The sequence below is a fragment of the Mesorhizobium sp. B2-5-11 genome, assembly GCF_006440835.1.
GTDB lineage: Bacteria > Pseudomonadota > Alphaproteobacteria > Rhizobiales > Rhizobiaceae > Mesorhizobium.
The window spans coordinates 518,594-531,161 of sequence record NZ_VFUK01000003.1; the positions used below are offsets into that span (position 1 = coordinate 518,594).

Annotated in this window: 8 protein-coding genes; 2 read left to right on the forward strand and 6 right to left on the reverse strand. The window is 60.7% G+C overall.

What is annotated here, in order from left to right:
* The first annotated feature begins 6 nt into the window (after positions 1–6).
* Both FJ490_RS13480 and FJ490_RS13485 read left to right on the forward strand, forming a co-directional pair.
* Entirely contained in the window at positions 7–1,026 is a 1,020-nt protein-coding gene (locus FJ490_RS13480; protein WP_140729515.1) for a hypothetical protein, read from the forward strand.
* On the forward strand, positions 1,023–6,560 hold the full coding sequence (locus FJ490_RS13485) for a DEAD/DEAH box helicase (protein ID WP_140729514.1): 5,538 nt from the start codon (positions 1,023–1,025) through the stop codon (positions 6,558–6,560). The genes FJ490_RS13480 and FJ490_RS13485 overlap by 4 nt, the downstream gene beginning before the upstream one ends.
* Positions 6,561–6,911: 351 nt before the next feature.
* Here FJ490_RS13485 and istB read toward each other — a convergent pair whose 3' ends face one another.
* The 6 genes from istB to FJ490_RS13515 all read right to left on the reverse strand — a co-directional run bounded on the left by istB (position 6,912) and on the right by FJ490_RS13515 (position 12,487).
* Positions 6,912–7,688, reverse strand: coding sequence for an IS21-like element helper ATPase IstB (gene istB, locus FJ490_RS13490; RefSeq protein ID WP_140729513.1), 777 nt, complete (start codon positions 7,686–7,688; stop codon positions 6,912–6,914).
* A gap of 16 nt (positions 7,689–7,704) precedes the next feature.
* A complete protein-coding gene (gene istA, locus FJ490_RS13495; protein WP_140729512.1) occupies positions 7,705–9,252 on the reverse strand; it encodes an IS21 family transposase in 1,548 nt (515 codons plus the stop codon).
* Between the two features lie 177 nt (positions 9,253–9,429).
* On the reverse strand, positions 9,430–10,512 hold the full coding sequence (locus FJ490_RS13500) for a hypothetical protein (RefSeq protein WP_140729511.1): 1,083 nt from the start codon (positions 10,510–10,512) through the stop codon (positions 9,430–9,432).
* Between the two features lie 21 nt (positions 10,513–10,533).
* Positions 10,534–10,788, reverse strand: a complete 255-nt coding sequence (locus FJ490_RS13505; RefSeq protein WP_127214541.1) for a hypothetical protein — start codon at positions 10,786–10,788, stop codon at positions 10,534–10,536.
* Between the two features lie 333 nt (positions 10,789–11,121).
* Positions 11,122–11,622 (reverse strand): hypothetical protein, encoded by a 501-nt coding sequence (locus FJ490_RS13510; protein ID WP_140729509.1) that lies wholly within the window; start codon positions 11,620–11,622, stop codon positions 11,122–11,124.
* Positions 11,623–11,917: 295 nt separating this feature from the next.
* Entirely contained in the window at positions 11,918–12,487 is a 570-nt protein-coding gene (locus FJ490_RS13515; protein WP_140729508.1) for a hypothetical protein, read from the reverse strand.
* Positions 12,488–12,568 lie beyond the last annotated feature (81 nt).

Sequence of the window (12,568 nt, forward strand, 5' to 3'; positions counted from 1 at the left end):
ACCGAAATGGCCCTGTCACTTCGTGTCCTTTCCGCCTCCGAGGTGCTGGTGAGTGCGATGGTCGGCTTGTCGATCCAAGGCCCCCCAGAGGCGGTTCGGCGCGCGTTGGTTGCGGCGCACCTGCACGCTGCGTGCGACGCAGACGGATCGCGGGATGGTCACGGCGTGTTTACAGGGCGCCTCATCGATATGATCGAAACAAATCTTGGAGGCTTAATTGCGCCTGTTGAGGCGCGCCCGCTGGCTAACAGGGTGCTGGAGGCGCTTGAGGAAACGGGCGATCTTTGGCGGTCACCTGGAGGCTACTGGAAGTCAACACCTCCGCGCGCCGTTGCACTATCGGGTGGTTTGTCCTTCTTGCTTGGCGCTCTCCCCTCAGGCGGCTTCGTCACGGCAGGGGTCATGCGCTATGTGAATGGTGGCGCCACGCAGATGGTCGTGCAGAGCTTCGATGATTGGCTCGGTCGCACCGAACCCATCGGCGTCTGGATGGGCAAGGCACTCAAGATCTATCGCCCACGTCTCCAGCAGGCGGCAATGCCAGCCGACCATCTCGAGGTGTACGCTCCGGACCAAGCGGTGCAGCAGTCGCGATCACGCTGGATAAATGCCCGTGAGATTGAACTCGCCGGTGTCTCTTTGCGGCTGTGCCGGGCCCAGGCAAAACCGACGTCATTTTACAACCGACCGTACTATCTCGGAGAGTTCGAGCCCACGGCCGGCGGGCTACTGCTGCGGCGCGCAACTCCAGTGGACCATGGACACGCGCGTCGGTTCCGCTTTGCCTACGATGACGCGCTTCGCGCTACACGCACACTAAATGCGAGGCGGGACAATGATCTGGTGCAGGTTACGCTGGCCAAGGATCTGCCGATGGAGGAGGCCCGCGTTCTCGCGCTTGGGTGGGAATGTGACGGCGCAACTCCCCGGTCAGTCCGATCCATGGCCTTCCCGGTCCGCGCCATGCCTTTCGTGACACATGCGCTTGGGCGGCTTGGGGTAAGACTGAGAGGGGGAGTGTCATGAGCAACGGGGTCGAGCAGAGCGAACACGGCGTACACGCCACGGTTGGGCGGCTGGGCACAAGTCTGCGCGGCTACATTGAGGCGCAGTACCACGTACGCAACCAGGCACTCATCCAAGAGCGGCGGCTGCTGCTGCAGGAGGACGGCGCGGTCGCGCAGGCTCCATTTGTTGAGTCTACTCCGGTCTATCAACTGGGGGCCACCTACGACCAACTTGATCTGCCCTCAGCGGTGGCAAGGGTGTTGGCGGAGCTTGCAGCGGCAAAAGTCGGCTTGTTCCCCCGACCCTACGTTCATCAGGCACAAGCCCTTGAGAGCTATTTCGCGGGCTCCGATCTGATCGTTGCCACCGGTACCGGCTCGGGAAAGACCGAGAGCTTCCTGATGCCGATCATCGGCCAACTGACCCAAGAGGCACGCGACCGGCCAGCCACGGCGGCGCTGCCGGGCTGCCGTGCCTTGCTGCTCTATCCGATGAACGCTCTCGTCAATGATCAGTTGGGCCGCATTCGCCGGCTGTTCGGCGACGAGATTGCATCGGCTATCGTTTCGGCGGGTCGCGCCCGGCCGGTGCGTTTTGGCAGTTATACCGGCCGATCGCCCTATCCAGGACTGCGCTCGGCCAAGCGCGACGGCGAGCGAATCGAACCGCTGTTCGAGAGCTTTTACCTGCCCCTGATGGCAACACCCGAGACAGTGTCAGGCCTTACCAAGATTGGGCAATGGCCGTCAAAGGACCTGACCGCGTTCTACGGCAAGCAACACGAGGAACTGAAGCCCAATCCAAAAGGCGGTGCACCACGGCGCTATCGTCATTGGGACCGCCGCCTCATCACCCAGCCTCGGGACCGCGAGATGATGACTCGCGATGAAACCCAGCGGGCATGCCCGGATATCCTTATCACCAACTACTCGATGCTCGAATACATGCTGATGCGGCCAATCGAGCGGTCCATTTTCCAGCAGACGAAGGAGTGGCTGCACGCCGACAGCGCCAATGAGCTGATTCTGGTGCTCGACGAGGCGCACATGTATCGGGGCGCTGGTGGTGCGGAGGTTGCTCTGCTGATCAGACGCCTGCTCGCTCGTCTTGACATGCCGCGTGAGCGCGTGCGCTTCATCCTGACCAGCGCCAGTTTGGGGCAGGGTACAGCCGCCGAGGCAGCGATCGACGAGTTCGCGCGCAATCTCACCGGATTGCCACGCCAATCGCGGCGTGGGTTCGCGGTTGTCACCGGTACGCGTGAACAGCGCCACGGCAGTGGTCAGCCTGGCGACCGCGTGACCGATGTGCTTGCGGTTTTTGATTTGGCAGCCTTCGAACAGTACGCAACCCATCCAGAAACTGCGCGAGAAGCGGTGGCCGCATTGGCCGCTGGGTTGGGCTGGTCGGAACCGACGTCCGCCGAAGACCTGCCTGATTACTTGTTTGCCCACCTTACTGGCTTTCCAGTGCTCGAAAGGCTCATCGAGCTGGTATCCGGCAAGGCCCTCGCGCTGGATGCCCTGCAGGAGCAACTGTTTGAGCAGCATCCCGACGGTACTCGCGCCCTAGCGGCCCTGCTTGCGCTGGCTCCCTTTGCGCGCCGCAAAGCGGATGACCGCATCCTGTTGCCTACCCGCCTGCACATGTTCTTTCGTGGCCTGCCGGGGCTATTCGCCTGCGTCGATCCGAACTGTTCCCATGCACGTCATCAGGGACCTGGCCGTATTCTCGGCAGGCTGCATACCCACCACCGCCGGCAGTGCCAGTGCGGTGGACGGGTTTTCGAGCTCCTGACGCACCGTGAGTGCGGTACCGCCTACTTGCGGGGCTACGCCGATGGACCGCAACCTGATTTCCTCTGGAGCACACCGTCCGGGCCATTCCGTGAAGGCCGCCAGCCGCCGCTGGTTGAAGTGGAAGTTCTGATGGAACCACCCAACCCGAGCTTTCTCGACTGCGTTTCCGCCTGGCTCGACATCCGGAGCGGCCGTCTTGATTACAGCGCCGAGCGGCCGGCAGAAGGCTTTACCCGCGTCTATCTGCCCGCCCAGAACCAGGACTGGGTCAAGAACGGCGTAAGGTTTGGCAATTGCTGTGTCTGCGGCGAACCAACTCTGCGCAGTGAGACATCCACTATCATGGATCACGCCACCAAGGGCGAGGCGCCGTTCGCCAATCTGGTGAAGACGCAGTTGGACAGCCAACCGGCTTCGCGGACCGAAACCCGCGAGTATCCTAATGGCGGTCGCAAGGTTCTTCTCTTTTCGGACGGTCGGCAGAAGGCGGCCCGGTTGGCTCGCGATATTCCGCGGGAGGTAGAGCAAGACATTTTTCGGCAAGTGTTGGCGCTGGCCACACGGGCACTGCTCCAGGCGGGCCGCGAACCACGGCCTGATCGCGGTCTTTACATCGCGGTGCTCAAGGTTCTGAGCGACAGCAATTTGCCAATCTTTGACCGGGAGGACGCGCAGACAATCGAGGACCAGGTGAAGCGCCTCCAGAAGGACCATGCAGACCAACCTCTCGAGGAATTGCTGGCCGACTTCGACCCTGGACCGCCGCCCAGCCGCTACAGGATGGCTCTCCTCAGGCAACTATGCGGCCGATATTACTCGCTGGCCGGCACGACGGTGGGCTGCCTCTTTCCGGCCCGCCGCGCGCTGGCGAAGCTCGTCAGTGCGGTTGCCCCGTTGGTGCCAGCGCTTCCCGCCGCAGACATGGCCGGCCTGGCCGCCGCTTGGCTGATGCATGTGGCGGACGGCTACGCCTTTGACCATACCATCGAAGGCAACGTCCGCGGGGCGGCGGCAGGCCGCTGGAGGAACGCGTGGGGCAGCAACGGCATTTTTCCGAAGGCAATCCGGCCCGCGCTGGCCGCCGCCCTGCAGATCGACCTGACTACCCTTGGTTTGGTCGAGAAGGAACTCGTGAACGAGCTGGGACTGGCCGACTCCACCGGCGCGATCTTCATCGATCCCGCCAAGGTCATCGTTCACATCGACCTGGACATGACTTGGCATCACTGCAACGACTGCACCGCGCTGTTGCCGATGACGGTTCATGGCCATTGCGCGGCTTGCGGTTCAGGATCCCTGGAGTCAGTCACGCCTTCGCAGAGCGAGTATATCAGGGCGCGCAAGGGTTTTTGGCGTGCCCCGGTGGAACGTGTGCTGACCGGCGGTGCGCAACTACGCAGCATTTCAGTCGAGGAACATACCGCCCAGTTGTCAAACCGCGACAACGCACGGGTGCACGCGACCACCGAACAGTTTGAACTGCGTTTCAAGGACGTCCGTATCGCGAAGTCCGACAAGCCGATTGACGTGCTGAGCTGCACCACGACCATGGAAGTGGGTGTCGATATCGGCTCCCTGGTTGCGGTAGGCCTGCGCAACGTGCCGCCGCAGCGGGAGAACTACCAGCAGCGAGCAGGCCGGGCGGGACGCCGCGGCTCGTCGCTTTCAACCGTGCTGACCTATGCGCAGAATGGCCCTCACGACGGCTACTATTACAACAACCCAGAACAGATCGTCGCGGGCGATCCCCGCAACCCCGACGTCAAGGTCGATAACCCAAAGATCGCGCGGCGCCACATCGTCGCCTACCTCTTCCAAACCTTTTTCCACAACTACATGGACACTCACGATGGATCTGTCGGGGCGGGATCGTCTGCCCTGTTCCGGGCACTTGGCAAGGCTACGGACTTTTTCCTCGGCGAGCCGATGTCGGGGCTCGATATCGCAAGCTTCGACATCTGGGTGCGTCAGGAGCTTCTTGCGCCAACAGGCCAACTGCGCCCTCTCATTCGCAACTGGCTGCCGGACAACCTCCGCGTTGCGCCTCGAACGATCGACGCCTGGATCGGCGATGAGGCCGCAGACCTGCTGGCGACTCTCGCCCGTTTCCGAGATGAACTCGTAGCAGCAACCGCAGCAGGCAAAGGTGAGGAAAATGCTGCCGCAGGCAGCGAGGAGGAGGAGGAGGACCGGCGTTCCGAGCGCGAGGCCATTGCTGACCAAGAACTGTTGGAGTTCCTATTCGCCAAGGGTTTGCTGCCCAGCTATGCTTTCCCCACGGACCTATCGAGCTTCCTTGTGGAGCGCCTGACACAGCGCAACAACGAGTGGAAGATGGAGGTCGTCGAACGGCCGCAGCAGTCCATTGGCAAGGCACTGAGCGAATATGCTCCCGGACGTCTGATTGTCATCAACAAGGAAACCTATCGCTCCGGCGGGGTGGTAGCGAACACACTGCCTGACGTCGAGAATCGCGCAGAGGCGATCTTCGAGCAACGCCACACGCTTGTGCACTGTGAGAAGTGTAGCTTTGTTGCGGATTTGAATGACGTGACACAGGGCGGGGCGCGTTGCCCGGTGTGCGAAGGCGACCTGAAACACACCCACATGGTGGTGCCCCAGGTCTTCCTGCCGGAAGAAGGCAGGGCGCTCAAGGACGACGATCGCGATCAGGACATTACCTACGCGACGGCCGCGCAGTTTCCCGTCCCGGTGGGCAAGGATGATCTGCCCAGCCTGCGACCCGTGGGCCGCAACCTCATGTACGCAGTCACCACTGACCGCCAGTTGGTGACCGTCAACAAAGGACAGGAGACATCGGACGGTCGCAGCGGATTCTGGATCTGCAACCAGTGCGGGCGCGCCTCGGTCGACGAGCAGCCGCACGTGTCACACACCCGACCCTATAAGGTTGAGTTCTCGTACGGGAAGCCGAGGCCGGGGCACCAGTGCGCTGGTACCTATGAAAACGTGTTCCTAGGCCACGTCTTTTCCACCGATTTGCTGTTGCTGCGTATCAGTCTGAGGCAGCCGCTTGTTACCGAAACGGGCGACCCATTGCAGTTGAGGATACTCGAAGACGCCCTGTACTCGGTTGCCGAAGGCTTGCGGCTGGCAGCCAGCCGGCATCCACAAATCGATCTTGATCCTTCCGAGTTCGGTGCGGGGTTCCGTATCGTCCCGAACAGGGAGGATGACACGCTGCTGCTCGACGTCTACCTTTACGATACCTTGTCCGGTGGGGCCGGCTACGCCGATCTCGCGGCAAGGAACATTGAGGAAATCCTCCAACAGACCCTCGCGCTATTGGAGCAGTGTCCCGCCCACTGCGAGCAATCATGCGAGAGTTGCCTGCGGCACTATCACAACCAGTACCTCAAGGAACGTCTTGACCGAAACCTGGGTGCCGAACTGCTTCGCTACGCGCTCGACGGCACCCTGCCTGAGGAGAAGGCGCCTGCGGCGCAGGCCAATCTGCTGCGAAATCTCCAACGGCTGCTTGAACTGGAGGGCTTTGCGTGTACGGGGCCTGTCGAAATACAAGGAGTCACTGTCCCACTTGGCGTTGCAAGCTCCAACCAGCAAGTCGCTGTTGGGCTTCGCCCTGCTTTGCTTACGCCGGAATGGCAAGGGCACTCGTTCAGTAACCTGCCCCCAACAACGGCCTCAGTCGTCCTAAACGAGTTCGTCCTGGGTCGTAATCTGCCAGATGAACATCAGATGGTGCGCAACGCAGTCCTTTATGAGAAATAGGCCAGCGAGTAATCGCAGGCTCGCGACCGCGGCTGGAAGTGGATCGGAGGAAGGCGATCGCCGTCATTGCAGCCTTCGAGCCCACGGAACTCGGGACATGCTCGTGGAACGAAGGTCCGGATAGGGCATCGGGCCGACGGTGCACGTGGACGCTGTTTGACTTCGGCATCTTGACGGATCTGGGCTCCTCGAGGGAGCTCGCGCCATTTTCGTCGAAGACGCCAGACCAAGACTTTTCGATCAGGGTGCGTATTTCGCAAAAGTCGGACAGGGGTTCCGCTAATTCCCGGACAGTGGTTTCGCTAATGTCGGGACAGTTTGGCGGCGTTGTCCTCGGGTGCCTTGTTGCGTTCATGGATGATTGATTTCGCCGTTTTCGGTGCCGGTCAAGAGGGGCGCTGCCTTTTGCTTTCGCATGCTATCGCCCTGGAGCACGATGCGGTGGGCGTTGTGAACGATCCTGTCGAGAATGGCGTCGGCGACGGTAGGGTCTGCGATCAGGTCATGCCATCTGGCCACCGGGACCTGGGCGGTGATCAGGGTGGATTTGCGGCGATAGCGTTCCTCGACGATTTCGAACAGATGGAAGCGCTGTTGGTCGGTGAGGGAGTGGGTTCCGAAGTCATCGAGGATGAGCAGTTGTGCGCGGGTGAGTTTGTCGATGAGGCGTGGGAAGCGGCCATCGAGACGGGCGAGTGCCAAATCCTCGAACAGGCGCGGCACTCGCACATAGAGCACGGAATGATCGAGCCGTGCCGCTTGCTGGCCGAAGGCGCAGGCTAGCCACGACTTGCCGGTTCCGGTCTGGCCGGTGACGATCAGGTTCTCATGCGCTTTCAGCCATTCGCCCTGGGCCAGCGCCATGGTGCTGCGCCGGTCGAGCCCGCGTGGCGCGGCAAAGTCGATGTCCTCGATGCAGGCTTCGGGAAAGCGCAGCCTGGCTGAGGCGAGCCGGTTCCGGACGCGCTTGTCGGCCCGTATAGCGACCTCGCGGTCGAGCATCAGGCCGAGCCACTCGTCACGGCTGAGCTCGTTGGCGTTGTTCCATTCGGCCAGCTCGCGCCAGGCGGCAGCCATGCCGGCCAGACCGAGGGTTTGCATCTGGTCGAGGGTGGGGTTCGTCAGCATTCTTTCTTCCTTTCCTTCACTGGTAATAGGTGGAGCCGCGGATGTTGGCGTGCTGGGGTGTCGGCTTTGCCGGTTCCGCAGAGCTGGCTCGGTCGAGGCCGGCTTTGAGGATGGCGGTGACAGAGGAGTAGGCAATCGCGTTGATCAGCAGCGCCCGCTCGCAGGCGGCATCGAGACGCTCCGGCCCATAGCGCGGCGCCAGCGACAGAATGCCCATGGCCGAGCGGTATCCCTGCTCCGGATGTGGCCGGTCATGCATCATGCGCTCGACCAGGATGGCGGCGTTGGGGCCGATCCTGGCCGCCCGGCTGATCAGGCTGGCCGGCGTGGTGTTAGCGTAGCGCTGGTGCGCCTTGGGCATGTGTTCGTTGACGGTGACATGGCCGGAACGCTGTGAGCGACGCACGTGGCTGGCGACACGCTGGTGATCGTGGAAGATCTCGACCACTCGATGCGTGAGCCGCACCTCGACGGTGCGCCCGATCAGCCGGTGCGGCACCGAGTAGAAGGTCTTGTCGGCTTCGACATGGTAGTCAGGATGCACCTTCGCCGACTTCCACTCGGCGTATTCGAACGGTGCCGCCGGCAGCGGCTTCAAGGCAGCCCGCTCGATCTCCTCGAACAGTTCGCGGCGGCTTTGGCCGACATGGCGCATCGGCCGGTTGTTCAGTTCCTCGAGCAGTTCGGCGATCGCCGCGTTGAGCTCGGCGATCGAGAAGAAGGATCGGTTCCTCAGCCGCGCCAGAATCCAGCGCTCGACAATCAGCACCGCGCCTTCGACCTTGGCCTTGTCGCGCGGCTTGCGGCTGCGGGTCGGCAGGATGGTGGTGTCGTAGTGCTCGGCCATCGCGGCAAAGGTCGCGTTCAGCGTCGGCTCGAACCACAGCGCCTTGACGACACCGGCCTTCAGGTTGTCGCACGCGATCGCTCTGGTGACGCCGCCGAAGAAGGCGAGCGCTCGCACCTGGCCCTCGATCCAGTCCGGCAGCTTCTGGCTGGAGCTGGCAAAGGCGAAGGTCAGGTTGGAGGCGCCCAGCACCGCGACAAAAATCTGCGCCGGGTAAATGACGCCAGTCGCCGGATCGATCACCGGCACCGTCTGCCCGGCATAGTCCGTCTTCATCACCGCGCCCGCCGCATGCCGATTGCGGAATGTCGCGCTCGTCCGGTGCTCGAAAGCGGCGAAGTGCTCGCAGAACCAGGTGTAGCCGTAGCCGTCGGGATGGGCGGCGCGATACTCCTGCCACAACAGCGTCAGCGTCACCCCCTTGCGCTTCAGCTCCCTGGCGATCAGCGCAAAGTCCGGTTCGCTCAGGTCTTGCGGCGGACGACCGGCACTGCCAAACAGCAGCCGCTCAAGTGTCGCGTCGTCGTGGCCCGGCGGCAGAGGCCAGCATGACAGCCCGGCCTCCCGCGCCCGTAGCAAATAGGTCGATACTGTCGTCTTGCTGATCTTCAGCCGTTCCGACACTTCACGCACCGAAAGACCGTGCTCATGGATCAGGCGCAAGATCGCTTGGATGTCCCTCACGCTCGTTCGTCTCGCTTGCTTCCGTCTCGGCATGGCCCCTCTCAACATCATCGTGAGAGGCCAAACTGCCAGAACGGCGCAGCCAAGAACCGACCGCTAAATCCGCTTCCGAAAACTGTCCGGGATTTAGCGGAATCGCTGTCCGCGAATTACTGAAATCACTGTCCGGGATTAGCGAAAAGGGTGTCCGGGAATTACCGAAACACGCAATCAGGGCTTTCGAAAGGAGGGAAAAATTGCGGATATGCCAGCCAACGCGCCCAGCGCAATCATCAGGACCGCAGCTCCGGAGCTAAGCTTCCCGGCAGCATTTGCGGCGATCATTCCTGGGCCGGCAGTCGCGATACCGATCGCTACAGCTCGAATAGAAGCTAGGACAACCGAGCCTCCGAAGATCATCTGGAGCGAGATGTCTTGGCGTACACGATCTTGTCCGTCGTCCTCTGCCGACAGGAATAATCTGATACCGCTAACGCGCCTCATCACCTCCGGTTCGGCTGCAAAAACGTAGCGCTTCAAGTCATAACGTGAATCGATGACGCTGCTTTTGGCAGATGCAAACTGGATCGAATCGTCATTTGCCTCAGCGACCAAGGCAAGTTCCTTTGGCGTCGGCCGGGCACCATCAGCGTCGATGGGATGCTCGAACAACCTAAGGCAGTACACCTCGCATTCGTAGCGCTTGCCAGTCGAAAGTCGAAAAGCGCCCTGCTCGACAGCACTTGACCGAGGCCAAGTTCCAAACCAGCTTCGGCCTGAGATCTTGCTGATCTGACGTACAGCGAAGAACGCGCTTTGCTCGGCCGCGAACGATTTATGACGGCTCAATTGCTTTGCAGTCTCCTCAAAGGCTTCGAATGTCAAACGCTGGTGCGCTCGCCAGTCAAAGTCGAGGGAGAAGCAATAGATCTCATTCGGCGCTTGGGCTGCGCTAGGTAAGCGCTCGCGACAGGCACTGATTGCTGCGCGCAATTCACCTGTTGTCGCTTCACTGACATAAGCATCGGCAGCAAGAGTAAAAATGTAAGACGTTCCGACGCTCTCAGACCGAATAACGCGAGCAATGCGAATGGGTATGAGTTCATAGGGGATTGGATCACTGCTGCCGGCTACAAAACACACTAAGGCGTACTCGTCGGCGAGTTGCTCGCGGGGGACTCTGCTACGAACATCGTCCGCGAGCCACTTACCGTCGTAGCGGAACTGCATCTGGCCGCCACGTGGAAGCGCCAGCATCCGGATAATATCATCAGCGTAGCGGGCTCGGGCCGACGAAGACAGAAACACAATCATAGCGCCCGCCTTTTGGCCTGACTAACGCACGAAATTCGGCTGCCCTGGCTTCGTTTCCCAAATAAGGTGGATCCAACCCTTAGGAATGTAGTGGGATAAGCCTTGACTGTCGAAGATGCGGTGGCCTCCGCTGTCGCTGACGTTGAGCCTCTGCGGGTTATCGATCCGGACTTTTGCACCCGATTCAAAATGGTATTCCCGCCACGCTTCGCTGGAGATATCGCTGAAAACGAGATCGCTTTCGTTCTTGAATTCCGACGCTGTCGCAGAGGCCATGATGCGGTTCCGTCCTGTCTCTTTTCCAAATTTCATACAGTGATTTGGTCTTACGCGCAGCTTCATTCTGAGGTGGCGGTTCCGTACTGGTTTCAAACTCAGCAGCGATGACCTTACTGATCTAACGCCTGACTCGGTGCTGGCTTGAACCTTCACAATGTCAGAGCGCAAATTATACCTCTCGGCCATCGGTCGATCTGATGTTCTCGTGGCATTTACTAGGTCTTTGTCCTCCAACAAGGCTAGTTTTGTGCCCCTTCGTCCTTTCACTGAAACGCTTTCGAGACTGGAGCCTTCAACCTACGCCCGAAAAATGCCTTGGGCGCAAAAGTCTCACGGGTTCACAATCCTGCCTCGATATTTTGGGCAGAGCATTGTGAAAGCTGGCGCGGCGAAGATGCCGCCCGATGCACAGTTCTCTTCAACGGGCATTTTGAAGGTCATTTCCCCTAACCTGAGGGTGCCCTTGCTGCAATTTGCAACCGCGCTAATTTCGTCGCCAAGGAGGCTCGCCTTCGTTTCGCGAATGCACTTTTCCGGTGACGAGAAGCTCCCTTGGGCCACATAGCCTTCATGGCACGCCTTAACGATGTCCGGTTCGCTGAACTTTGCCTTGGCCCACGCATGTTTAGTGTTTACGCCCGCAAGCTCGATAACTGTCGCAGGCGGCTCGATGCAGCTTCGCTGGAGCTCGGCGCCTAATGCCGCAGTGGCGAGGGCCGAGAAGCCGGTGGCGAAGATGATGGCGCTAATTGAGGACATCTGTAGCAGCGCCAAAGGTACGGAGAGCGACCCCCGACGCGGTTTGGGTTTGTTCAAGATCTCGTCCGGCATGGTTCATCCTCCTGGTACGACAGTTGTTGGGCGGTTGTTCCTAGCCGGCGGCTTGGCCCGAGCACCCGCTGAGCAGTTCGCCCGTCAGCATTTCGCAGGTGCTGGCGGAGAGTGGGATTAGAACCCACGGTGCGCCTCCACGCACTTGATGCCCCGAACCAATTGGCCACCTCACCATTCCGCTTTGTGCCCGAAAAAATGCGCCGGCGCAAAAATGGTGCCAAAAAACCAATCGCGCCGAAGGCATTGCCTATCTGGACCATTTCTCCCAGAGCGCAGGCTCCCGCACTAGGATCTATTCTTCTGCAGGGTTGGTGGTTTGCAAGCTCACGCTCTGAACCCAGCGCGAGCGGTTCGTTTTGCGCTCGTGTATAGCCAGGAACAAAGATCGTCCGTTTCGCAGCAGCGCGAGCGCGTCGCTCGTAAAGCATGAGGAAACGCGAAGCCACACAGTCCAGCACCGCTCGCCGCGGATCTTGGCGATGAGCCCCATGCCTGGGGGAGGAGTGTAAATCGGGATCTGCCGACCGCGGTATTGACGATATCTGGGCGCACCGTACCTATCGCGCTCCTGCGCATCTCCGAGTGTCGCACCGATGTCGCCTGAGCCCAAGTTGTCGCCGTAGACTGTGACCTCATAGATGTCGCCCGCGCGCTCCTCTGGGTAGATGGATATTCCGGCGACAGTCAGTCTCGTAGCGAACCGATACAGTGGGTCGTCATCGTCTGAGCCCCAAGCGGATTGCGGCGTGTAGACGTTGCAGTTGACGGCACCCTCGACGCTCGCCTCGTAACGCTCCACTCTGATGGCGAGATACGTGTGATCGTCTTCTTGCCGTTTCTGGCGCTTCCTCTTGCGGGGCATCGGAACATCCGCCAACTGAGCGCTTTCGTTCATTGGCGTAATGGTGACTTGAGGCAAGAATTCAACCGAACGAGCCGCCCA